Here is a 22,510-nt window from a genome sequence, read left to right as displayed (position 1 = left end):
ACCGCGTCGTCGGTCACTTGCCGCAACGGCTCCACTGCAACGCTCACGACCACAACCTACGCGGCCTGCCGTTGGGCTGGGGTCAGTGGAGCAGTGGCGCGGCGGTGTTGGCGACGCGGTCGCCGGCGAGTTTTGCCACGCGTTCCAGCTCGGTGGCTACTGCGGCTACGGCGGGGGAGGAGCGGGCACCGCTGCGGGTGCAGGTGAGGAGCTTGCGGCGCGGGCCGGGGTCGCCGCACAGCGGGACCCGCACCAGGGGCAGGTGCGGGGCGAGGTACGCCAGGCGGGGCACCAGCGCTATGCCGAGGCCGTACGCCACGAGGTGTGCGATCGCATGCCATTCCAGTGCGTGGTGCGCGATCGTCGGGGTGAAGCCGGCGGCCGTGCATGCGGAGACGATCTGTCCGTGGCAGGCGCTCGCCGGCAGCGACATGATCCACGGCTCGTCGGCCGCTTCGGTCAGCGCGATGCCGTCGCGCCCGGCGAGGCGGTGCTCGGCGTTCACGACCAGGTCGAACGGGTCGTCGAGCAGCGGCTGCTGGTCGAAGCGGGTGTCGCCCATGGACGGGTTCGACGTCGTCACCTCGATGATCGCGAGGTCGAGGGTGCCCTCGAAGAGCTGGTCGAAGCCGACGTCGGGCTCCACCTCGCGGACCTCCACCGTCAACCGCGGGTGCGTGGCCTGCGCGGCGGCCACCGCGGGCGCGAGCAGCATGGAGACCGCGGTGGGGAACGCGCCGACCCGCAGCTGGCCGGCCGGCTCGTCACCGGCGGAGCGCAGGTCGATCTCCGCCTGCTCCCACTGCGCCTCGATCGCGTCCGCGTGGGCGAGCAGGCTCCGCGCGGCCGCGGTCAGCTGCACCCGCCGGCCCTGCGGCTCGAGCAGCGTGACGCCGAGCTCGCGGCCGAGCTGCCGGAGCTGTTGGGACGCCGCGGACGGCGTGAAGTGCAGTGCCTTGGCGGCGCCGGTGACCGTGCCGTAGTGCGCGACGGCCCGCAACACGCGGAGGCGACGCAGATCGATCATTAAGCTCACGCTTCACAAGAACGTTCGGAAAGCCAACCTAGACGTGAACGATAGCAGAGCCGAGGCTGTACGTGACAGATCCAACCGAGAGGAACAGCACTCATGTCCGGCCTCGCCATTGTCTTGCTCGTCCTGCTCGCCCAGGTGGTCCTCGGCGTCATCGCCGCGGTCGTCGGCGCGAGGTGGTTCGCCGCCCGGCAGGCACGAAGGGACCACCCCGGCGGTGGCCTGCGCCGGGAGAACCCGCCGCTGCCGCCGTACCCGTCCGACGACCGGGCCGACCGTGAGCTCTACGCGATCGACCGCTGAGCAAGAACGCTCGACACGACCAGGCCGCTGGCCGAGCTGGCAGCCGGCCGTGCCGAGCTCGGCTACTGGACGGTGCCGTACAGCCGGGGGCAAGGCGTCGCCGGCGCCGCCCTCACCGCCGCCAGCGACTGGGCGGCGCACGAGCTGCACGTCGCGCGGCTGCTGCGCAGTCGGCGACGAACGGCGCGACTTCTACGTCTACAGCCGCGTCGCCTGACCCGCGGGCGGGATGTTGTGGATACGCCCGAACACGTTGTCCGGGTCGTGCACCGCCTTCAGCGCACGCAGCCGCCGGTAGTCGGCGGGTGTGTACGCGTCGGCCGTCCGCGACATTTCGTGCAGGAAGTTCAGGAACGAGCCGCCGGTCGCCGCGCCCGCCACCGGCGCTAGCGCGGACACCGGGCCGTGCACGGTCGCGGAGAACGGCACCTCTCGGTGCCCGACGGGGCCCGCGCCCGCTGCCGGCTGCGCCATCGCACCGCCCCAGTACCTGACCTCGACCGCCTCCACCGCGGAGTGCTGCGGCAGCTCGGCGAGTACATCCGGCGGCGAGGTGAACAGCTCGAACTGGCGCGACGGCGTGCCACCGATCTTCGCCACGTCCGCGTACGGCCCCTCGACGAAGGTGTCCGCCAGCGCGCGGCCGGCGACCCGCCGCAGCGGCGCAAGCGCGCCCCGGCCGGCCGCCTCGCTGCCGACGTACGCGCCGCGGATCGCCAGCACCGGGCCGGGCACGTCGACGGGCGGCTGCCGCATCACCACCAGTGACGTGGACAGCTCCGCAGGCTGCGTCGCCGCCCAGCCGCGGTAGTGGTCGAGCACGTCGGCGGCGCGCTCGAGCGGGTAGTACGCGGCGCCGGCGTAGACCCGGGAGACCGGGTGCAGCCGGAACTCCAGCGAGGTGACCACGCCGAAGTTCGCGCCCGCGCCGCGCACCGCCCAGAACAGGTCGGGGTACTCGTCGGCGCTCGCGGTCACCAGCCGGCCGTCGGCCGTGACCAGCTCGACCCGCACGACGTTGTCTCCCGCGAAGCCGAAGCGGCGCGACAGCCAGCCCATCCCGCCGCCGAGGGTGTAGCCGGCCACGCCGACCGAAGAGGAGGTACCGGACACCGGCGCCAGCCCGTACGGTTCCGCGGCCGCGATCACCGCGCTCCACCGGACGCCGGGGCCGACGGTAGCGGTACGCGCGGCGGGGTCGATCCGCACCGCGTCCATGCCGGCCGTCTTCACCAGCACGCCGCCGTCGCACGGCAGGTAGGTGCCGTGGCCGGTGGACTGCACGGCGAACGGCAGGTCGTGGGTCCGCGCCACCAGCACCGCAGTCCGGATGTCCGCAGCCGTCGCCGCGAGCACGACGGCCGCCGGGCGCGGGTCGATCGCGCCGGCCCAGGTGGCCCGCTGCTCGTCGTAGCCGGCGTCGCCGACGGCGAGCACGGGCGCGGCCACCGCGGCCCGCAGGTCTCGCAGGACGGCGGTGGTCGTCGGTGTCGGGAGGGTCTGGATGCCCATCGGTGTCTCCTCTGCCGGTCCGAGACCACCGATGCTCCTCCGGCTACCGCCGGACCACGTCCGTACGACGACGGCACTACCGGTACGCCGCAGGACGTAGCCGCGCCCGCGCCCGTACGGCGGCGGGCGGCCTCAGCCCTCGGCGAGGATCGACGCGTACACGGGCATCGCGATGTTGCGCCCGGACACCACGGCGACCGTGGTGCCGTGCCCGGGCACCTTGCCGGCGAGCACGGCGGCGACCGGTGCGGCGGCCGCCCCCTCGGCGACCACGCCGCGTTCCGTGGCCAGGTGGCGCAGCGCCGACCGCAGCTCCTCCTCGGTCACCGTGACCATGCTGTGCACGTGCTCGGCGACCAGGCCGACCGTCACCGAGCCCCGCTCCAGGTTGCCCTCGAGGCCGTCGGCGAGCGTCTCACCGACGGTCACCTGCACGTCGTGCCCGGCCGCGACGGTCGCGGACATCGCCGTCGACGCGGCCGCCTCCACACCCACCACGCGCACGTCGGCGCGGGTCGAGGCCCACAGCCCCAGGCCGCTCGCGAGCCCGCCGCCGCCGAGGCCGCAGACCACCGTAAGCGGCCCGCTCAGCTGCGCGTCCAGCTCGTGTCCGATGGTGCCCTGGCCGGCGATCACCAGCGGATCGTTGTACGACGACAGGTAGTACGCACCCGTCTCGTCGACCAGCTCAAGGGCACGCGCCTCCGCCTCGTCGTACGACGTGCCCACCTGCACCAGCTCCGCGCCGAGCCGCCGCAGTGCGGCGACCTTCGGCGCGGCCGCCGTCCCCGGCACCACGATGGTGGCGGTGCGGCCCAGCCGGCCGGCGGCGTAGGCGACGCCGAGGCCCGCGTTACCGGCGGACGCCGTGACGACCGGGGTGTCCGCGGGCAGGTTGGACAGCGCGTTGAGCGCGCCCCGAACCTTGAACGCGCCGGTCGGCTGGCACGTCTCCAGCTTCAGCAGCAGCTCGCCGTCGGCTCCCACGACCGGCGTGGGCGGCAGCAGCCCGCCGATCAGGTCGGCGGCGGCCCGCACGTCCTCGGCGCTGGGGGTACGGACGGTGCGCAGCTGAGCGGACACGGGATCCTGCCTTTCTGTGGCGAGCTGGCGTGCGGGAAGCAGCCTCGCACGGCTACGACTCCAACAGCCGCCGCGGGCCCGGACCGTGCTCGGCGAGCTGGTCCTGTGGGTTGGCCAGCCCGCACGCGTCGATGGACAGGCAGCCGCAGCCGATGCAGCCGCTGAACTCGTCGCGCAGCTGCTCCAGGCGGTGGATGCGCTCGTCCAGCCGGTCCCGCCACTGCCGCGACAACCGCTGCCAGTCCTGCCGGTTCGGGGTGCGCCCGTCCGGCAGCTCGGCCAGCGCCACCTTGATCTCGTCCAGCGGGATACCGACGCGCTGTGCGACCCGGATCATCGCGATCCTGCGCAGCATGTGTCTGCGGTACCTACGCTGGTTGCCGGACGTCCGCCGGCTGCTGATCAGGCCCTTGCGTTCGTAGAAGTGCAGCGCAGAGACCGCGACGCCACTGCGGTGCGCCAGCTCACCGACGGTGAGCTCCTTGTGCTCCCATCGGACGGTATCGGACTGCTTGGCCATGTGTGGTTCACCGATCACAGGACAGGTACGGGACGGCGCCCGCATCCTAACTCCGGTGCGGGGACGGCCGAGCCGAGAGACAATGACCTGGTGGACGCACATCTGGTCATCGGTTTCGTACTCGCCGCCGCACTGCTCAGCATCGTGCCCGGCCAGGACATGCTCTTCATCATCTCCAACGCGGTGGTCGGCGGCCGCCGTACGGCCGTCCTGTGTGCGGTGGGAGTGTCGACGGGCATTGCCGTCCACACCGTCGCGGCCGCGTTCGGCCTGAGCGCGCTGATCGCCGCGGCACCTGCCGCGCTCGACGTCATCAGGTGGGCGGGCGCCGCAGTGCTCGTGTACTTCGCGGTGAGCACCTGGCTGGCCAGTCGCCGGCACCTCGCGGCGGTCACCGACGACCAGCCGGTGCCGCCGCCGCGGTCCGCCGCGCGCACGTACGCGATGGCGGTGCTGACGAACGTCGCCAACCCGAAGGTGATCATCTTCTACCTGGCCTTCGTGCCGCAGTTCGTCACCACCGGGGCGAGCAGCTGGCCGGTCGCGACCCAGTTCCTCGCCCTCGGCGGCCTGCTGATCGTGGTCGGGCTGACCGTGGACAGCACCGTCGGGTTGCTCGCCGGTACCGCCGCCGAGCTGATCCGCAAGCACCGCCGGGTGCGCTGCTGGCTGGACCGCGTGTCGGCAGCGGTGTTCGGTGCTCTCGCGGCGCGACTGGTCGCGGACAGCTCGTGACGGCGGAGGCGGGACACCACTGGGTAGGACGGGCGCAATCACCCCGTCACTCGTTAGAGTCAGTAGGGGGCGGCGAGGGACCGGTGGACGAGTGGCCTCGCCCGTCCCGGCCTGGGGACTCGCCGCTAAGCCGGCCAGCGTTCCCGGCCAGGAGATGTTCAGGGGAGGGGCGCATTGGTCGCAGTGGACGGTGAGCCACCGCTGAGGGTACTCACCTGGCCTAACCTGCTATCCGGACTCCGGCTGCTCGGAGTGCCGCTGTTCCTCTGGCTCGTGCTCGGCCCGGAGAGCGACGGCTGGGCGGTCGTCGTGCTCGCCGTCTCGTCCGTCACCGACTACCTGGACGGCTGGCTCGCCAGGGTCCTGAACCAGACCAGCAGGCTCGGTCAGATGCTGGACCCGGTGGCCGACCGGCTGTACATCTTCGCGATCGGCATCGGCCTGATGCTGCGTGACGTGGTGCCCTGGTGGCTGGTGGCCGTCCTGGCGCTCCGCGAGGTCGTGGTCGCCGTCTGGATGCCCGCGCTCTACAGGCACGGTTACGGCCCACTGCAGGTACACATCCTCGGCAAGGCCGGCACGCTCTGCGTGCTCTACGCCTTCCCGGTCCTTTACCTCGGCGTCGCCGTACCTGTCGTGGAAATCTACGCCAACGTCATCGGTTGGGCGTTCGCTCTTTGGGGTATTGCTCTCTACTGGGTGGCCGGGGTGCTGTACGTCGAGCAGGCCCGGCGTCTCATCCGGGACCAACGGCAGGGCCGCGGGCCCGGTAGGCCGGAACTGGATCGGAGCGAGGCAGGTGCCTGACCTGATCGGCCTCGACCGTCGCCAAGCACAGGAGGTGACATGCGTGCAGTAGTGATGGCAGGCGGCGAGGGGACGCGACTGCGACCACTCACCGCGAACACCCCGAAGCCACTGCTCCCCGTCGTCAACCGGCCGATCATGGAACACGTCCTGCGGCTGCTCCGCAGGCACGGCTTCACCGAGACGGTGGTGACCGTGCAGTTCCTGGCGTCGCTGATCCGGAACTACTTCGGCGACGGCGAGGACTTCGGCATGTCCCTGCAGTACGCGACCGAGGAGGCGCCGCTCGGCACCGCGGGCAGCGTGAAGAACGCCGCGGAAGCGCTCACCGACGACACGTTCGTCGTCGTCTCCGGCGACGCGCTCACCGACATCGACCTGGAGAAGCTGGTCGCGTTCCACCAGGAGAACGGCGCGCTCGCGACCGTCTGCCTGGTGCGGGTGCCGAACCCGCTGGAGTTCGGCATCACCATCGTCGACGACGAGGGCAGGATCCAGCGGTTCCTGGAGAAGCCGAGCTGGGGCCAGGTGTTCTCCGACACCGTGAACACCGGCATCTACGTACTCGAGCCCGAGATCCTCGACCACGTGCCCGCCGGCGAGGTCGTGGACTGGTCCGGCGACGTCTTCCCGAAGCTGCTCGAGGCCGGCGCCCCGCTGTTCGGCTACGTCGCGGACGGCTACTGGGAGGACGTCGGCACCCACGACAGCTACCTGAAGGCGCACGCCGACGTGCTCTCCGGCCGCACCGGCATCGAGATCGACGGCTTCGAGATGGCGCCAGGCGTGTGGGTCGGTGAGGACGCCGAGCTGGACCCGGACGCCGTACTCCGCGGCCCGCTCTACATCGGCGACTACGCGAAGGTGGAGAACGGCGTCGAGCTGCGCGACGGCACCGTGCTCGGCAGCAACGTGATCGTCAAGGACGGCGCGTTCTTGCATCGCGCGATCGTGCAGGACAACGCGTTCATCGGCGGCCAGACGAACCTGCGCGGTTGCGTGATCGGCAAGAACACCGACGTGATGCGCAGCGCACGGATCGAGGAAGGCTCGATCGTCGGGGACGAGTGCGTCATCGAGGAGGAGGCGTACGTCTCGTCCGGGGTGAAGGTCTTCCCGTTCAAGACCATCGAGGCCGGCGCCGTGGTGAACACCAGCGTGGTCTGGGAGTCGCGCGGCCACCGGGGGCTGTTCGGCACCCGCGGCGTCAGTGGGCTGATCAACGTGGAGATGACGCCGGAGCTCGCGGTGCGGCTGGCGAGCGCGTATGCCAGCACGTTGCGCAAGGGCGACGCGGTCATCGTCGCGCGCGACCACTCCCGCGCCGCGCGCACGCTGAAGCGCGCCGTGGTGAGCGCGCTCAACGCAGGCGGCATCGAGGTGCGCGACATCGAGCTCAGCCCGGTGCCTGTGGCCAGGTTCGAGACGTCCCGGGGGGACGTGTCGGGTGGCATCCTCATCCGCACGTCACCCGGCGACGCGCAGAGCGTCGACATCATCTTCCTGGACGAGAACGGCGCCGACCTCACCGCCGCCGCACAGCGCAAGCTGGAGCGGCTGTTCTCCCGGCAGGAGTTCCGCCGCGCGTTCCCCGGCGAGATCGCCGACCTCACCTACCCGCCCCGCACGGTCGAGCTCTACGTGCAGGAGCTGCTGTCGTGCGTGGACACCTCCGGCATCAGGGAGGCCGGGCTGAAGGTCGTCGTCGACTGCGCGGGCGGCTCCTCGTCGATCGTGCTGCCGCAGCTGCTCGGCGCCTGCGGCGTCGACGCCCTGACCGTCGGCAGCGGTCTCGACGAGGCCTCGCCGACGGAGACGCTCGCGGACCGGATGCGCGACCTGGAACGGCTGGCGACGCTCGTGTCGTCGTCGCGTGCGGCCTTCGGGGTGCGCTTCGACCCGGTCGGGGAGCGGATCAGCCTGGTGGACGAGCGCGGCTCGCTGGTGCCGGACGACCGGGCGCTACTGGTCTTCCTCGACCTGGTCGCCGCCGAGGTGCGGCAGGGCAAGGTCGCGCTGCCGATCACCACCACGAGGCTCGCCGAGCGGATCGGCCAGACGCACGGCGTCGGCATCGAGTGGACGGCAACCGGCGCGCCCGCGCTCACCGCCGCGTCCAGGGACGGCGTCATCCTCGGTGCGGACGGCAGGGGCGGCTTCGTGATCCCGGCGGTGAGCCCGTCCATCGACGGCGTCGCGGCGTTCGTGCGGTTGCTCGGCCTGGTCGCGCGCGACGACATCACCGTCAGCGAGATCGAGGCGCGCATCCCCGAGATGCACCTGCTCCGCCGCGCGGTGCCGACGCCGTGGGCCGGCAAGGGCCAGGTCATGCGCACGGTGCTCGAGGCCGCGGGCGACCGGCCGGTGGACACCACCGACGGCCTGCGCATCATCGAGGGTGACGACCGGTGGGCGCTGATCCTGCCGGACCCGGCCGAGCCGGTCACCCATATCCTGGCCGAGGCGCCAGACGACGACGCCGTACAGGATCTGCTCGACGAGTGGGCCGAGGTCGTGGAGGCTGCTGCGCCGGTGACCGGCGACTGACACAATGCAGAGCCGACCAGAGTGGACGACGTCGCGGGGGTGACCGATGGCATCGGATCGTCTCAAGGCGGCACCCCAGGGCAAGCAGCCCGAGCGTGCCAAGCGCCTGGACGCGTCCATGTCCATGATCAACGACCTGCTCCAGGAGCGGATCGAGGACGACTACCGCGCGGCCAGGAAGCTGCGGGTGGGGTCGCCGCACGCCGCGCGCCCGCGGCTGTCAGTGCGCGTCGTCAGGCGCACGGCGTTCTTCGCGCTGCTCGTGGTGTGCGCACTGCTGGCCACCTCCGGGGTGCGCCAGCTCGCCGTCGACGCGCCCAAGTCCGCCGTCGACCACGACGCCCTGGTTCAGGAGGCGCGGGACCGGTCGGCGAACGTGGCCGCCCTCGAGCGGAAGCTCGCCAAGACCCGGCAGCAGTACGGCCGCGCGCAGCGGCAGGCCCTGGCCAAGGACACCCGCGGCGCGCAGCAGGTGCAGCAGCTGAAGGGACTGCAGGACATCACCGGGTTCAACGCGGTGCACGGCGACGGTGTGCTGGTCGTCGTGGACGACGCTAGGGGCGACGACCTCGACGACCAGGACGTCGGCGGCAGGGTGCTGGACCGCGATCTCCAGCTCCTCGTCAACGGCTTGTGGGCGGCGGGCGCCCAGGCGATCGCCATCAACGGGGTACGGCTGACCGCGCTGACGGCCATCAGGGAGGCCGGCGACGCAGTGCTGGTGGACTACCGCCCGCTCGCCCGCCCGTACCGGGTGCGGGCGATCGGTGACCCGAACTCCTTGCAGGCGTCGTTCGCCGAAGGTCCTGCGGGCAGCTACTTCAAGACCCTGCAGACCAGCTTCGACATGCGGTTCGAGATGAGCGACCGGCGCGACATGCGGCTGCCGGCCGCGTCTTCCGTGACCCTGCAGTACGCACGCGGTAAGGACAATCCATGATCGCTGTCGTCGCGCTGGCCATCGGGATCGTGCTCGGGCTCGTCCTGCACCCGACGGTGCCCGGCTGGCTGCAGCCGTACCTCCCGATCGCGATCGTCGCGGCGCTCGACGCGGTGTTCGGCGCGTTCCGGTCGATCCTGGAGGGGCTGTTCGACGACAAGGTGTTCGTGGTGTCGTTCGTCTCCAACGTGCTCGTCGCCGCGTTGATCGTCTTCCTCGGCGACCAGCTGGGGGTCGGCGCGCAGCTGTCCACCGGTGTGATCGTCGTGCTCGGCATCCGGATCTTCACCAACGTCGCCGCGATCCGGCGCGGCCTGTTGAAGGCGTGACGATGGTCCCGTCCCATGTCGTCGAGCTCACCGAGGGGGAGTGATGAGCAACCGACCCGACCGTCCGGCCGACGACCGCGACGACGAGCCCGCTGACGACCTCGACGAGCCCACCGAGCCGACAGCGGCGGACGAAGCCGACGCGGCGACCGACGACGAGCCCACCGCGGAGGACGCGGCCAACGGCGACGAGCCCGCCGACGGCGACGAGCCCGCCGAGGACGAGGACGACGAGCCGGCCGACCAGGATGCGGCGGCCCGCGACGACGAGCCAGCCGAAGACGACGCGGCGGCCAGCGACGAGGAGCTCACCGAGGAGAAGGAACCCGCCGACGGCGACGAGCCCGCCGAGGACGAGGACGACGAGCCGGCCGACCAGGATGCGGCGGCCCGCGACGACGAGCCAGCCGAAGACGACGCGGCGAGCGACGACGACGAGCCAGCCGAAGACGACGCGGCGGCCAGCGACGAGGAGCTCACCGAGGAGGAGGAACCCGCCGACGGCGACGAGCCCGCCGAGGACGAGGACGACGAGCCGGCCGACCAGGTCGCGGCGGCGTCCGAGAGCGCGGAACGTCCCTCGCGCGGGCAGCGGCGCGGGGCCCACGCCAGGAAGGTGACCCCGCGGGAGCGGCTGCGGGAGCTGATCGCACCGCAGGCGAACCGCACCCAGGCGCTCATCGCCGTGGCCTGCCTGATCCTCGGCTTCGCGCTGTCCGTGCAGGCCAAGTCCACCTCGCAGGAATCCTCCTTCTCCAGCCTGCGGCAGTCCGAGCTGGTGGGGCTGCTCGACCGGCTGAACAAGCGGCAGGAGGACCTCCGCAAGGAGGTGACCCGGCTGGAGCAGGAGAAGGCCGCACTGGAGAGCGACGACAGCCAGACCGCGCGGAAGGCGGCCCAGGAGCGCCAGCACACGCTGGCGATCCTCGCGGGCACCGAGCCGGCGACCGGCCCCGGCATCGAGCTCGTGGTCAGCGACCCGGACCGCGGGGTCACCGCAAGCGACCTGCTCAACGCCGTGCAGGAGCTGCGCGACGCAGGCGCGGAGGTGCTGCAGATCGGCAACGTGCGGCTGGCCGTGGACAGCTACTTCACCGACGGCAAGGACGGGGTGCTCTTGGACGGCAAACAGCTGGAGGCGCCGTACCGGATCAAGGCCATCGGCGACCCGCACACGCTCGCCACGGCGATGGACATCCCAGGTGGCGTGCTGGAGACGTTGCACCGGGCCGGCGCCGATGGCACGGTGACGAAGAGCCAATCGGTGGCGGTCACCGCGGTACGAAAATCCTGACCGCGCCCGACACCACAGACCGGGCGAAGGCGTCTTCGGGCGGCCGGATACCCTCCGTCTACACAGCGCAGAGCCAACGCGAGGAGGAACCTCCTGTGTACCCGGACGACCTCAAGTACACGTCCGACCACGAGTGGGTCAGCACGCCGGACGGCGACGTCGTACGCGCCGGCATCACGCAGTACGCGCAGGATGCGCTGGGAGACATCGTGTTCGTCTCGTTGCCCGAGGTCGGCGAGGAGGTCGAGCCCGGCCAGGCGATCGGCGAGGTCGAGTCGACGAAGAGCGTCTCGGACATCTTCGCTCCGCTGGCCGGCACGATTGCCGCCCGTAACGAGGCGCTCGACGGCCAGCCGGATCTGGTCAACTCGGATCCCTACGGTGAAGGCTGGATGGTAGAGATTCGGGTGCGCGACCGCAGCGCAGTCGACGCTCTGATGGACGCCGACGCATACGCGAAGACACTGGAGTCATAGCGCGAGCAAGCTGCCAGGTGGCGGCCGCGCTAGCTGAGGAGGGCAACGTCGATGGCCACCGTGTACTGCACCCAGTGCGGGCACGCGAACCCGCAGGAGTCGCGCTTCTGCGCGAACTGCGGCACCGCGTTGACGCATGCCGGTGACCCCGTGGGGGAGCCGGGCGCGACGACGTCCACGTTGACCTGGCGGGTCGCCGACCTCGGCGAAGGTGAGGACGAGGCGCCCACCGAGGACGTGGCGACGGTCGAGGCACTGCGGCCGGGCACGGCCATGCTGGTCGTCCGCCGGGGGCCGAACGCCGGCAGCCGGTTCCTCCTCGACCGCGACGTCACCACCGTCGGCCGGCACGCCGAGAGCGACATCTTCCTCGACGACATCACCGTGTCGCGCCGGCACGCGGAGTTCCGCCGCACCGGTACCGACTTCTCCGTCGCCGACGTGGGCAGCCTCAACGGCACCTACGTGAACAAGGACCGCATCGACACCGCATCGCTGACCGGTGGAGACGAGGTCATGATCGGAAAGTTCCGGATGGTCTTCTTCGAGGCACCGGAGGTTGGTCAGGAGTGAGCTCCGCGCTCCCGAACCGGTCGTACATGACGATCGGCGAGGTTTTGGCCAAGCTCCGTCCTGAGTTCTCCGACATCACGATCTCCAAGATCCGTTTCCTGGAGTCCGAGGGGCTGGTGGAGCCGGACCGCACGCCGTCCGGCTACCGGAAGTTCACCCACACCGACCTGGAGCGCCTGCAGTACATCCTGGCCGCGCAGCGGGACCACTACCTGCCGCTGCGGGTCATCAAGGACCAGCTCGACGCCCTCGACAACGGCCAGCCGGTCACGTCCGCGCCGCAGGGACCGCAGCCGCCGGTCACCGCCGGCCTGCCGGGGGCGAAGCAGTTCGGTGACGAGGCCGGCGCGCAGACCCGGCTGAGCCGGGACGAGCTGCTCACCGCGAGCGGCCTCACCGAGGAGCACCTGGACGTGCTCGAGCAGCACGGCCTCGTGCTGCCGATGCCCGGCACCGTGCGGTACGACGCGGACGCGCTGCTGATCGCACGGACGGTGACCGAGCTCAGCTCGTACGGCATCGAGCCGCGGCACCTCCGCGGGTTCCGCGCCGCGGTGGACCGCGAGGTCGGGTTGGTCGGGCAGGTCCTCACCCCGTTGCGCGGCCAGCGCGAGGCCGACGGCGGCGACACCGCGGACGAGACCGGCCGGGCGATCGCGGCGCTCTTCGTGCGGCTGCACGCGACGCTGGTCAAGTCCCGCCTGGATCGACTCTGATTCGTTATCCGCGCCGCGCCCGGCCAACGGCCGGCATTCACAAGGTCACGCACAGGCGTAGCAGGGCTTTCGCCACCCAAATCGGTCCCCCGAGGCATCCTGACCGCGTCCGTCGAGGCGTGTAGGTTTGGGTAAGGAAGTGATGCCCTCTCCTCGAGAATCGCAGGCGGTGAGCGCACGATGAACCGCATGGCCGTCGTAGGGGTCCGTGTCGAGATGCCCTCGCAGCAGCCCGTACTCCTGCTCAAAGAGGAGGAGGGCGAGCGCTATCTGCCGATCTGGATCGGCCCCGTCGAGGCGAGTGCGATCGCGTACGCGCAGAACGGCATGACGCCGCCGCGGCCGCTCACCCACGACCTGCTCCGCAACCTGCTCGAGGCGTTCCAGGTCAGCCTCGCGGAGGTACGGATCGTCGAGGTGCGCGACGGCACTTTCTACGCCGACCTGGTCTTCTCCAACGGGGTCGAGCTCAGCGCCCGGCCGTCCGACTCGGTCGCGCTCGCGCTGCGCACCGGCGCCACCATCGTGTGCAGTGAGGACGTGCTCGCCGCCGAGGGAGTGGGCATGCCGGGGGAGCAGGAGGACGAGGTGGAGAAGTTCCGCGAGTTCCTCGACACCATCTCGCCGGAGGATTTTGGCCGCCACCTGGGTGACACGCCGCCGGGGTCCGGGTCCGGATAGACCGTCTAGACCCTCGACCTCAACTTCAGGGTGAGATTTCCGAGCGACGCGCCGTCCCGTTGGTTGACCGGCCCACACGAACGGCATACCTTCACAGAAGTGGCTACTACACGCCTGTAGTTACATCGGTGGGTCTGCTCGGTTTCGCCCTAGGTCCGGAGGTCGGAGTGTCAGCAAGCGGCGACAAGGTGGATGGTGTCGTCAGCCCCGAGGCGCGCCGTCGCGCCGCCGAGCAGGGACTGCTGTTCGAGGAGCTCGACACGAGCATCCCCGAGGAGATGGGCTTCCGTGGCCCGGCCGCCTGCAGCGCCGCCGGGATCAGCTACCGACAGCTGGACTACTGGGCGCGTACCGGCCTGGTTCAGCCGACCGTCCGCACGGCCACCGGCTCCGGCAGCCAGCGGCTCTACGGCTTCCGCGACATCGTCGTGCTGAAGGTGATCAAGCGGCTGCTCGACGCGGGCGTGTCACTGCAGCAGATCCGTTCCGCCGTCGAGCACCTGCGCGAGCAGGGCATCGACCACCTCTCCCAGGTGACGTTGATGAGCGACGGCGCGACCGTGTACGAGTGCACCTCGCCCGACGAGGTCGTGGACCTGTTGCAGGGCGGGCAGGGCGTGTTCGGCATCGCGCTCGGCCGGGTACGCAGCGAGGTCGAAGGCACCCTGGCGGAGCTGCCAGGTGAGCTGCCCGTCGAGGAGGACGACGACGGGGCACACCCGCACGACGAGCTCGCCCGCCGGCGGGCCACCAGGCACGCCAGCTGATGACCCGCGGCGCCCGCGACACGCGGGCTGACCCGGGCTGATTACGCCACGCCGCGGCAGTGGCCGACCCGACCGGTCAGGTTGGGTATCGTGGGACCCGGTCAACGACTCCACGTGGGAGAGACTGGCCGGCACCAAGCCAGGTGGGCGGGCGGCGCCGAAGGGGCAACCATCCCCGGAAACTCTCAGGCACCCACGACCACGTGCGAGGGACCGCTCTGGAGCCGTACTAGCTCACCACGGCGGTGGGCGCACGCGGTGACAGATCGGGGACGCCAGGAGATTCGCGCTGGTGACCCCGAGAGTCACTGGGCGCGACCGAGCGGGAGGAGTTCCTCGTGACCGACCGTCCCTCACTCGCCGACCTGCACACCGGTTGGCCGTTCGTGGACCGGCACGTCGGCATCGACGTGGACGCGGAGACCCGGATCCTGAAGGCCCTCGGCTATCCCAGTGCCGACGCCGTCGTGACGGCGACCATCCCCGAGGACATCCGCGACACGACCGGCCTTGACCTGCCGCCGGCGGTCTCCGAGGCGGAGGCGCTGGCCGAGCTGCGGGCGCTGGCCGCACGCAACCAGGTCCGTACCGCCATGCTCGGGCTCGGCTACTACGCCACCATCACGCCGCCGGTGATCCGCAGGAACGTGCTGGAGAACCCGTCCTGGTACACCGCGTACACGCCGTACCAGCCGGAGATCTCGCAGGGCCGGCTGGAGGCACTGCTCAACTTCCAGACCATGGTCGCCGACCTGACGGCGCTGCCGGTCGCGAACGCGTCGCTGCTGGACGAGGCGACCGCGGCCGCGGAGGCGATGTCGCTGGCGAAGCGCAGCGTACGCCGCGGCGACGCCCTGCTCGTGGACGCGGACTGCCTGCCGCAGACCCTCGCGGTCGTGCGCACCCGCGCCGAGGCGGTCGGCATCGACGTGACGGTGGCCGACCTCGCCGGCGGTGAGCTGCCCGAAGGCGACTTCTTCGCCGTGCTGCTGCAGTACCCGGGCGCCACCGGCGGGGTACGCGACTACGCCGCCACGATTGCCGCCGCCCACGACCGCGGCATGCTCGCGATCGTCGCTGCCGACCTGCTCGCGCTGACGCTGGTGCGCGCACCCGGCGACTTCGGCGCGGACATCGCCGTCGGCAGCACCCAGCGGTTCGGCGTGCCGATGGCCGGCGGCGGCCCGCACGCGGGCTACATCGCCGTCCGCGACGGACTGCAGCGGTCGCTGCCCGGCCGGCTGGTCGGCGTCTCCGTGGACGCGGACGGCAACCCGGCGTACCGGCTCGCCCTGCAGACCAGGGAGCAGCACATTCGCAGGGAGAAGGCCACCAGCAACATCTGCACGGCCCAGGTGCTGCCCGCCGTGCTGGCCAGCATGTACGCGGTCTACCACGGCCCCGAAGGGCTGCGCCGGATCGCGCAGCGCGTGCACAGGTACGCGGCGGTGTTCGCGGCCGGGCTCGCCGACATCGGTGTCGAGGTGGTGCACGAGCACTTCTTCGACACCGTGCTGGCCAGGGTGCCTGGACGGGCGGCGGCCGTCGTCGAGCGCGCCGCGGCGCTCGGCGTCAACCTCCGGCTGGTGGACGACGACCACGTCGGCGTCGCCTGCGACGAGGCCACCGTCGCCGCGCACCTGGACGCGGCGTGGCAGGCGTTCGGCGGCACCGGGCTTTCGGTCGAGGCGCTCGACCCGTCCACCGAGGACGCCGTGTCCGCCGCCCTCGCGCGGACGTCCGCGTACCTCACCCACCCGGTCTTCAACAGGTACCACTCGGAGACCGCGATGCTGCGCTACCTGCACCACCTTGCGACGAAGGACTACGCGCTCGACCGCGGGATGATCCCGCTCGGGTCGTGCACCATGAAGCTCAACGCGACCGCGGAGATGGAACCCATCACCTGGCCGGAGTGGGCCGAGATGCACCCGTTCGCGCCCGCCGACCAGCAGGCCGGCTACGCCGAGCTGGTCGAGCAGCTGACCACCTGGCTGGCGGAGATCACCGGCTACGACACCGTGTCGCTGCAGCCGAACGCCGGCAGCCAGGGCGAGCTCGCCGGGCTGCTCGCCATCCGCGGCTACCACCGGGCGGCCGGCGACGACCAGCGCGACGTCTGCCTGATCCCGTCGTCCGCGCACGGCACGAACGCCGCCAGCGCCATCATGGCCGGCATGCGGGTGGTCGTGGTCGGCTGCGACGACGGCGGCAACGTCGACCTCACCGACCTGCAGGCGTTGCTCGACGCGCACGCCGGCCGGGTCGCCGCCATCATGATCACCTACCCGTCCACGCACGGCGTCTACGAGAGCACCGTCGCCGAGCTGTGCGCACTCGTGCACGAGGCCGGCGGCCAGGTGTACGTCGACGGCGCCAACCTGAACGCGCTTCTGGGACTGGCGAAGCCGGGCAAGTTCGGCGGCGACGTGAGCCACCTGAACCTGCACAAGACGTTCTGCATCCCGCACGGTGGTGGAGGTCCCGGGGTCGGACCGGTCGCCGCGCGCAACCACCTCGCGCCCTACCTGCCCGGCGAGGACACCCCGGTCGCCGCCGCCCCGCTGGGGTCGGCCGGCATTCTGCCGATCACCTGGGCGTACATAAGGATGATGAGCGGCGCGGGCCTGACCAGGGCGACGAAGGCCGCAGTGCTCACCGCGAACTACGTGGCCAGGCGGCTGCAGCCGCACTACCCGGTGCTCTACACCGGCCGCGACGGGCTGGTCGCGCACGAGTGCATCGTCGACCTGCGGGAGCTCACGAAGACGAGCGGCGTCACCGTCGACGACGTCGCCAAGCGGCTGATCGACTACGGCTTCCACGCGCCGACCATGTCGTTCCCGGTGGCCGGCACGCTGATGATCGAGCCGACGGAGAGCGAGGACCTCAGCGAGCTGGACCGGTTCTGCGACGCGATGATCGCGATCCGGCAGGAGATCGACAGGGTCGCCGCCGGCGACTGGCCGGCCGACGACAACCCGCTGTGCAACGCGCCGCACACCGCCGTCTGCCTGACGGGGGAGTGGCAGCACCCGTACACACGGGCGGAGGCCGCCTACCCGGCCGCCGGCGCGGGCGCGTCCGCCGAGGCGACCGCGACGAAGTACTGGTCACCCGTACGCCGGATCGACCAGGCGTACGGCGACCGGAACCTGATGTGCTCCTGCCCGCCGATCGAGGAGCTCGCCGAGGCCTGAGGCCGGCGGTGTCGAGATCCGGCCGGCCGTCTCGACCTCTGTGGTGACGGACCCAGTGTGGGTACCGTGCCGGAGAGGAGCGAGATGAAGTACCTGCTGATGATCTACACCAACCAGGAGAACTGGGGGCACCCGTCCTTCCTCGGCACGCCGCAGGCGCTGGCGATGTCCGACGGCGAGCGGGCGGAGCTGAGCGCGCAGTTCGAGGCGCTGCTGACGGAGATCACGGAGTCCGGTGAGCTGGTGGCGGGCGTGCCGCTCGCCGACCCGAGCACGACGAAGACGGCACGCGTGCGCAGTGGGGTGCCGGCAACCACCGACGGCCCGTTCCTCGAGGCGTAGGAAGAGCTCGCGGGCTACTTCGTCGTCGACTGCGAAAGCCAGCAGCGGGCGGTGGAGATCGCGACCCGGTTCCCTGACGCCAGGTTCGCCGGCGTCGAGGTGCGACCGATCATGGGCGACTCCGGCCAGGAGATGTGACCACCCCGGCCGCACTCGAGGACCTGCTGCGCGACCTGGCGCCGCAGGTCCTCGCCGCGCCGCTTCGGCACCGGCACGAGTTCACCGCCGCCGAGGACACCGTGCAGGAGGCGCTGCTCGCCGCCGTGACGCAGTGGCCGGCCGAGGGCGTGCCGGACAGCCCGCGCGGCTGGCTGATCACCGTCGCCAACCGCCGGCTGACCGACCAGCTGCGCAGCGAGCAGCCGAACCGGCGCCGCGAGCCGCGGCTCGCGGCGCAGGAACCGGACCGGCAGGGCGAGGACCCCGCCGACGGCGACCTGGCGGACGCGGACGACACGCTGACGCTGCTGTTCCTGTGCTGCCACCCGTCGCTCACCCCGGCGTCGCAGATCGCGCTGACGTTGCGCGCGGTCGGCGGCCTCACCACCGCCGAGATCGCCAAGGCGTTCCTCGTGCCGGAGACGACCATGGCGCAGCGCATCAGCCGTGCCAAGGCGCGGATCAAGGCTGCCGGCGCTCACTTCCAGCCGCCGCCTGTAGGGGAGCGTCCGGCCCGGCTCGCCGCGGTGTTGCACGTCCTGTACCTGGTCTTCACCGAGGGGCACACGGCCACGTCCGGCGCCGCGCTCTACCGCAGCGACCTGACGGCGGAGGCGATCCGGCTCACCAGGACGTTACGCGCACTGCTGCCCGACGACGGCGAGGTCGCCGGGTTGCTCGCGCTGATGCTGCTGGTGGACGCGCGCCGTGCGGCCCGTACCCGTGCCGACGGCAGCCTGGTACCGCTGGCCGAGCAGGACCGTAGCCGCTGGGACACCGCGGCCATCGCCGAGGGTCTCGCGCTGGTGGGCGACACCCTGACGCGCGCGCCCGTCGGCCCGTACCAGGTGCAGGCCGCCATCGCGGCCGTGCACGCGGAGGCCGCCCGTGCCGAGGACACCGACTGGCCGCAGGTCGTCGGCCTGTACCGGCTGCTCGAACGGCTCGCACCCGGCCCGATGGTCACGCTCAACCACGCGGTGGCCGTCGGCATGGTGGACGGCCCCCGCGCCGGCCTGGCCATGCTGGAGTCGCTCGACGACACGCTCGGCGACCACCACAGGCTCACCGCGGTACGGGCCCACCTGCTGGAGCGGGCCGGCGACGCCGAAGGCGCACTCGCCGGGTACCGGGAGGCGGCCCGGCTGACGACGAGCATCCCGGAACAGCGGTACCTACAGGCACAGGCGGACCGACTCGGCCAGCTGTAGCAGCTATGCCCGGCCAACCCCGGGACCTCGACGGCGACGGCAACCCGGAGCTCGTCGTGCCCGCTGGTCGGCGGCGACCAGCGGGGTGGTTCGGCCCGGGCGACGCCGGTATCGAACCGAAGAAGGCGGAGTTCGGTCGCCGACCGGCCGGGCCACTCAGCGGTTACGCACACGGATGTTGACCGGCGAACTGGTCGACATCCGTTCTCGGGCGCACGAGAACGGCGCTCCTGGGGACGCGTACGACACTGAGGTCGGGGCAGTGTGTGGTTCTCGGGGCTGTTCCCCGCGCAGCTACGCGGCGGGGGCTTTCGGCCCGCCGGTCGGTCGGTGTGGGGCGACGACCTGACCGCTGGGCAGTAGTTCGCCCGTGTCCTCGAAGAGGACGACCCCGTTACAGAGCAGGCTCCATCCCTGCTCGGGGTGGCTGGCCACGGTGCGTGCCGCTTCGCGCTCGGAGGTGTCAGCCTCCGGGCACCGTGGCTGGTGGGCGCACATCGTCGTGTTCCTCCGCAACTGTTTCGGTGCCTGTTGTGACCTTCACAACAGGTCCATTGTGGCGCACTTCACCCTACGCCGGCGGTTATCCTCCGGCGTGTTCAGGGGGTGATCCTCCGTATCCGTCCGATCCGGCATCTGGAAGCGGCAATTGCCTTGCGACATATCGCGTCTCGGGTATAAAGGGTGGTGTGGACAACACCCCAGGTCGAGCCCGACCGGGTACGCCGCCGGCGCCCCGGTACCCGGCACACCACCGGCCGCCGGCGCGGCGCCCCGACGCGGCGATGAGCGCGGACCTGCACGCGGCCCTGGACGCCCGCCGCGAGCTCGGCCCCGAGTACGAGGGCGCGCTGGTCGAGGGCTTCCTCGAACGGCTCGAGCAGACCATCGACGCGCGCATCGACAGTCGGCTCGCGCAGCAGCCGAGCCGCCCGGCACGGCAGGGCATGGACGGTGGCCAGCTCGCGCTCGGCATCGTCACCACGGCCCTGGGCGTCCCGCTGACCGGAATCGCCGTCGTCGCGGGGAACACCGGCGTGGTGGGCCTCATCATCGTCTGGCTGGGCATCCTCGTGGTGAACCTCGCCGCCGCGGTGAGCCGTCGGCGCTGATATAAACAGACCGTGCCGATTGCCAAGCCGTCGCGCCGTGCCGCCGCGCAGGCGCGCGAACAGTACGCCGCCGACCAGCAGCTCGCCGACCAGTTCGACGAGCTGCTCGATGCCGCCGACGACGCGCTCGACCGGCTGCGCCGGGCGACCGCCACCAGCCGCGACGCCAGGCTCGCCGCCGAGCGTGGCCTGCTCGACGCGATCAGGTCCGCCGAGGCCGCGGAGCGCGCGACGGCTGGCCTGCACACGTACGGCGACCGGATCGCGTTCCGCAAGGCCAGGGCCAAGCCCGAGGTGGATGCCTGGGGCCGACGGCTGCTCGACCTGCGGACCCGGCGGGAGGCGCTCAAGCTGCGCAACCAGTCCACCCCGGGCACCTTGGTCCCCCGCGCCGTGCAGGTGCAGTCGACCGAGGCCTACGGCCCGCACGTCTTCGGCCTGGAGGCGCTGCCTGGCACGCTGCGCGCCGGCGTGAACCTGAAGCAGGCCGTCGACCGCTGATCGGTGCCGGTTTCGTCGCCGATCGATCGAAGTGTTACGTGCTGTACCCAGGGTAGGCCGAGGGTAGTGCACGGCGGGCGGGTCCGGCCAACTCGGCCTGTCCGGCGTCCACGAGCGACTAGATTTGGCTCCGAGACCGCTGCCGGCCTGGAGGTGGACCTCGTGGGGCGAGATGTCGACGGCGCAACCTTTTCCCGAGAGGACCGGCAGCAGTATCGGCAGAAGGTACGCCGCTGCCTGGACGTCCTCGCCCGGATGCTGTCGGACTTCCGGTTCGAGCACGAACGGCCGATGACCGGGCTGGAGATCGAGTTCAACCTGGTCGACGCCGCGTACCAGCCGGCGATGCGCAACGAGCGTGTGCTCGAGCTGATCGAGAACCCGTCGTTCCAGACCGAGCTCGGTCAGTTCAACATCGAGACCAACGTCGAGCCGCGGCAGATCGCCGGTGCCGGGTTCACCTCGTACGAGGAGGACGTGCGCGCCAGCCTGAACGCCGCGCAGGACCGGGCGACGAAGGACGACACCCACATCGTCATGGTCGGCATCCTGCCGACGCTGATGACCGAGCACATGGGGCCGGACACGTTCTCAGGTAACCCGCGCTACCGACTGCTCAACGAGCAGATCCTCGCCGCACGCGGGGAGGACGTGCACATCGACATCAGCGGCGCGGAGCGCCTGCAGATGTACTCCGACACGATCCTGCCCGAGGCCGCATGCACCAGCGTGCAGCTGCACCTGCAGGTGTCACCGGAGACGTTCGCCGACTACTGGAACGCGTCCCAGGCGATCGCGTCGATCCAGCTCGCGCTCGGCGCGAACTCGCCGTTCCTGTTCGGTCGGCAGCTGTGGCAGGAGACGAGGATCGCGCTCTTCGAGCAGGCGACGGACACCAGGCCGGAGGAGCTGAAGGCACAGGGCGTACGGCCGCGGGTGTGGTTCGGCGAGCGCTGGGTGACGTCGATCTTCGACCTGTTCGAGGAGAACGTGCGCTACTTCCCTGCGCTGCTGCCGATCTGCGACGACGAGGACCCGGTCGAGGTGCTTGAGCACGGGGACACGCCCGAGCTGTCCGAGCTGCGGCTGCACAACGGCACCATCTACCGGTGGAACCGGCCGGTGTACGACGTGGTGCTCGGGCGCCCGCACCTGCGCGTGGAGAACCGGGTGCTGCCGGCGGGGCCGACCGTCGTCGACATCATCGCCAACGCCGCGTTCTACTTCGGGCTGGTCAACCATCTCGCGCAGGCGGACCGGCCGGTCTGGTCGCAGATGTCGTTCAGCGCGGCGGAGGAGAACTTCCACTCCGCAGCGAGGAACGGCATCGACGCTCGCGTCTACTGGCCCGGTGTGGGCGAGGTGCACGCCACCGAGCTGGTGGTGCGCCGGCTGCTGCCGTGGGCGGCGGAGGGCCTGGACGCGTGGGGTGTGCAGCCGCAGATCAGGGACCGGCTGCTCGGCATCATCGAGCAGCGCTGCCTGACCGGCCGCAACGGCGCGACCTGGCAGCGCGACACGCTGCGGCAGGTCGAAAGGGATCGCAACCTGGACCGGCCGGAGGCGCTGGCGGAGACGCTGCGGCTGTACTCGGCACACATGCACACCAACGAGCCGGTGCACACCTGGCCGGTCGGCGAGTAGACCGCCGGCCGCCACGTTGCGGCAC

Annotated in this window: 22 protein-coding genes, 1 pseudogene and 1 riboswitch; of the genes and pseudogenes, 18 read left to right on the top strand and 5 right to left on the bottom strand. The window is 71.3% G+C overall.

Translation table 11 applies throughout. The features are described 5' to 3' along the window. Positions 1-82: 82 nt before the first annotated feature. Positions 83-1,027, bottom strand: a complete 945-nt coding sequence (locus tag GEV07_00820; protein ID MQA01311.1) for a LysR family transcriptional regulator — start codon at positions 1,025-1,027, stop codon at positions 83-85. A 102-nt stretch (positions 1,028-1,129) separates the two neighbouring features. On the opposite strand from GEV07_00820, the gene GEV07_00815 reads away from it, so the two are divergent. Next, positions 1,130-1,336 (top strand): hypothetical protein, encoded by a 207-nt coding sequence (locus GEV07_00815; GenBank protein MQA01310.1) that lies wholly within the window; start codon positions 1,130-1,132, stop codon positions 1,334-1,336. A gap of 198 nt (positions 1,337-1,534) precedes the next feature. Here GEV07_00815 and GEV07_00810 read toward each other — a convergent pair whose 3' ends face one another. From GEV07_00810 to soxR, 3 genes are all read right to left on the bottom strand, one after another. Further along, positions 1,535-2,848 (bottom strand): FAD-binding protein, encoded by a 1,314-nt coding sequence (locus GEV07_00810; GenBank protein MQA01309.1) that lies wholly within the window; start codon positions 2,846-2,848, stop codon positions 1,535-1,537. A gap of 132 nt (positions 2,849-2,980) precedes the next feature. Continuing rightward, entirely contained in the window at positions 2,981-3,835 is an 855-nt protein-coding gene (locus GEV07_00805) for a pyridoxal-phosphate dependent enzyme (GenBank protein ID MQA01308.1), read from the bottom strand. Positions 3,836-3,983: 148 nt separating this feature from the next. Then, on the bottom strand, positions 3,984-4,451 hold the full coding sequence (gene soxR, locus GEV07_00800; protein ID MQA01307.1) for a redox-sensitive transcriptional activator SoxR: 468 nt from the start codon (positions 4,449-4,451) through the stop codon (positions 3,984-3,986). A 90-nt stretch (positions 4,452-4,541) separates the two neighbouring features. On the opposite strand from soxR, the gene GEV07_00795 reads away from it, so the two are divergent. From GEV07_00795 to GEV07_00730, 14 genes and pseudogenes are all read left to right on the top strand, one after another. Further along, complete coding sequence (locus tag GEV07_00795) at positions 4,542-5,186, top strand: LysE family translocator (GenBank protein ID MQA01306.1); 645 nt, start codon at positions 4,542-4,544, stop codon at positions 5,184-5,186. Between the two features lie 183 nt (positions 5,187-5,369). Further along, positions 5,370-5,993, top strand: coding sequence for a CDP-alcohol phosphatidyltransferase family protein (locus GEV07_00790; GenBank protein ID MQA01305.1), 624 nt, complete (start codon positions 5,370-5,372; stop codon positions 5,991-5,993). 39 nt (positions 5,994-6,032) lie between these two features. Next, a complete protein-coding gene (locus GEV07_00785; GenBank protein MQA01304.1) occupies positions 6,033-8,540 on the top strand; it encodes an NTP transferase domain-containing protein in 2,508 nt (835 codons plus the stop codon). Positions 8,541-8,586: 46 nt separating this feature from the next. Continuing rightward, positions 8,587-9,480 carry a DUF881 domain-containing protein gene (locus tag GEV07_00780; GenBank protein ID MQA01303.1) on the top strand — a complete coding sequence of 298 codons (894 nt, stop codon included), beginning with the start codon at positions 8,587-8,589 and terminating at the stop codon, positions 9,478-9,480. Next, positions 9,477-9,809 (top strand): DUF1290 domain-containing protein, encoded by a 333-nt coding sequence (locus GEV07_00775; GenBank protein MQA01302.1) that lies wholly within the window; start codon positions 9,477-9,479, stop codon positions 9,807-9,809. The genes GEV07_00780 and GEV07_00775 overlap by 4 nt, the downstream gene beginning before the upstream one ends. A 43-nt stretch (positions 9,810-9,852) precedes the next feature. Then, positions 9,853-11,103, top strand: a complete 1,251-nt coding sequence (locus GEV07_00770) for a DUF881 domain-containing protein (GenBank protein ID MQA01301.1) — start codon at positions 9,853-9,855, stop codon at positions 11,101-11,103. A gap of 95 nt (positions 11,104-11,198) precedes the next feature. Beyond that, positions 11,199-11,579, top strand: coding sequence for a glycine cleavage system protein GcvH (gene gcvH / locus GEV07_00765; protein MQA01300.1), 381 nt, complete (start codon positions 11,199-11,201; stop codon positions 11,577-11,579). A 51-nt stretch (positions 11,580-11,630) separates the two neighbouring features. Then, a complete protein-coding gene (locus GEV07_00760) occupies positions 11,631-12,152 on the top strand; it encodes an FHA domain-containing protein (GenBank protein MQA01299.1) in 522 nt (173 codons plus the stop codon). Positions 12,153-12,178: 26 nt separating this feature from the next. Continuing rightward, entirely contained in the window at positions 12,179-12,868 is a 690-nt protein-coding gene (locus GEV07_00755; GenBank protein ID MQA01298.1) for a MerR family DNA-binding transcriptional regulator, read from the top strand. 180 nt (positions 12,869-13,048) lie between these two features. Beyond that, entirely contained in the window at positions 13,049-13,549 is a 501-nt protein-coding gene (locus GEV07_00750; protein MQA01297.1) for a bifunctional nuclease family protein, read from the top strand. Between the two features lie 278 nt (positions 13,550-13,827). Continuing rightward, positions 13,828-14,316 (top strand): MerR family transcriptional regulator, encoded by a 489-nt coding sequence (locus tag GEV07_00745; protein MQA01296.1) that lies wholly within the window; start codon positions 13,828-13,830, stop codon positions 14,314-14,316. 105 nt (positions 14,317-14,421) lie between these two features. Further along, a riboswitch (glycine riboswitch) is annotated at positions 14,422-14,528 on the top strand. Positions 14,529-14,654: 126 nt separating this feature from the next. Further along, positions 14,655-17,516 carry an aminomethyl-transferring glycine dehydrogenase gene (gcvP, locus tag GEV07_00740; GenBank protein ID MQA01295.1) on the top strand — a complete coding sequence of 954 codons (2,862 nt, stop codon included), beginning with the start codon at positions 14,655-14,657 and terminating at the stop codon, positions 17,514-17,516. A gap of 84 nt (positions 17,517-17,600) precedes the next feature. After that, positions 17,601-17,996, top strand: a pseudogene (locus GEV07_00735) (YciI family protein). Then, the gene (locus GEV07_00730; protein ID MQA01294.1) at positions 17,993-19,228 is read left to right on the top strand and encodes a sigma-70 family RNA polymerase sigma factor; all 1,236 of its coding nucleotides are present in this window, start codon (positions 17,993-17,995) and stop codon (positions 19,226-19,228) included. Before GEV07_00735 ends, GEV07_00730 begins: the two are co-directional and overlap by 4 nt. Positions 19,229-19,522: 294 nt before the next feature. On the opposite strand, the gene GEV07_00725 is transcribed toward GEV07_00730, so the two are convergent. Then, the gene (locus GEV07_00725; GenBank protein MQA01293.1) at positions 19,523-19,726 is read right to left on the bottom strand and encodes a hypothetical protein; all 204 of its coding nucleotides are present in this window, start codon (positions 19,724-19,726) and stop codon (positions 19,523-19,525) included. Positions 19,727-20,013: 287 nt separating this feature from the next. Here GEV07_00725 and GEV07_00720 point away from each other — a divergent pair, with 287 nt between their 5' ends. The 3 genes from GEV07_00720 (at position 20,014) to GEV07_00710 (ending at position 22,485) form a co-directional block, all read left to right on the top strand. Further along, positions 20,014-20,340 carry a hypothetical protein gene (locus GEV07_00720; protein MQA01292.1) on the top strand — a complete coding sequence of 109 codons (327 nt, stop codon included), beginning with the start codon at positions 20,014-20,016 and terminating at the stop codon, positions 20,338-20,340. 12 nt (positions 20,341-20,352) lie between these two features. Then, positions 20,353-20,841 carry a hypothetical protein gene (locus tag GEV07_00715; GenBank protein MQA01291.1) on the top strand — a complete coding sequence of 163 codons (489 nt, stop codon included), beginning with the start codon at positions 20,353-20,355 and terminating at the stop codon, positions 20,839-20,841. A 162-nt stretch (positions 20,842-21,003) separates the two neighbouring features. Beyond that, a complete protein-coding gene (locus GEV07_00710; GenBank protein MQA01290.1) occupies positions 21,004-22,485 on the top strand; it encodes a glutamate--cysteine ligase in 1,482 nt (493 codons plus the stop codon). Positions 22,486-22,510: the final 25 nt, after the last annotated feature.

The organism is Streptosporangiales bacterium (genome assembly GCA_009379825.1).
Lineage (GTDB): Bacteria > Actinomycetota > Actinomycetes > Streptosporangiales > WHST01 > WHST01.
Note: the sequence above shows the minus strand (reverse complement) of the source record. Positions and strands in the feature narration are given on the sequence as shown.

What these genes read in the sequence shown, in the direction of transcription:
- GEV07_00820 (MQA01311.1), bottom strand. Translation starts at nt 1,027, where the DNA reads ATGATCGATCTGCGTCGCCTCCGCGTGTTGCGGGCCGTCGCGCACTAC.
- GEV07_00815 (MQA01310.1), top strand. Translation starts at nt 1,130, where the DNA reads ATGTCCGGCCTCGCCATTGTCTTGCTCGTCCTGCTCGCCCAGGTGGTC.
- GEV07_00810 (MQA01309.1), bottom strand. Translation starts at nt 2,848, where the DNA reads ATGGGCATCCAGACCCTCCCGACACCGACGACCACCGCCGTCCTGCGA.
- soxR (MQA01307.1), bottom strand. Translation starts at nt 4,451, where the DNA reads ATGGCCAAGCAGTCCGATACCGTCCGATGGGAGCACAAGGAGCTCACC.
- GEV07_00785 (MQA01304.1), top strand. Translation starts at nt 6,033, where the DNA reads ATGCGTGCAGTAGTGATGGCAGGCGGCGAGGGGACGCGACTGCGACCA.
- GEV07_00780 (MQA01303.1), top strand. Translation starts at nt 8,587, where the DNA reads ATGGCATCGGATCGTCTCAAGGCGGCACCCCAGGGCAAGCAGCCCGAG.
- GEV07_00775 (MQA01302.1), top strand. Translation starts at nt 9,477, where the DNA reads ATGATCGCTGTCGTCGCGCTGGCCATCGGGATCGTGCTCGGGCTCGTC.
- GEV07_00770 (MQA01301.1), top strand. Translation starts at nt 9,853, where the DNA reads ATGAGCAACCGACCCGACCGTCCGGCCGACGACCGCGACGACGAGCCC.
- GEV07_00760 (MQA01299.1), top strand. Translation starts at nt 11,631, where the DNA reads ATGGCCACCGTGTACTGCACCCAGTGCGGGCACGCGAACCCGCAGGAG.
- GEV07_00755 (MQA01298.1), top strand. Translation starts at nt 12,179, where the DNA reads ATGACGATCGGCGAGGTTTTGGCCAAGCTCCGTCCTGAGTTCTCCGAC.
- GEV07_00750 (MQA01297.1), top strand. Translation starts at nt 13,049, where the DNA reads ATGAACCGCATGGCCGTCGTAGGGGTCCGTGTCGAGATGCCCTCGCAG.
- GEV07_00745 (MQA01296.1), top strand. Translation starts at nt 13,828, where the DNA reads ATGGGCTTCCGTGGCCCGGCCGCCTGCAGCGCCGCCGGGATCAGCTAC.
- GEV07_00725 (MQA01293.1), bottom strand. Translation starts at nt 19,726, where the DNA reads ATGTGCGCCCACCAGCCACGGTGCCCGGAGGCTGACACCTCCGAGCGC.
- GEV07_00720 (MQA01292.1), top strand. Translation starts at nt 20,014, where the DNA reads ATGAGCGCGGACCTGCACGCGGCCCTGGACGCCCGCCGCGAGCTCGGC.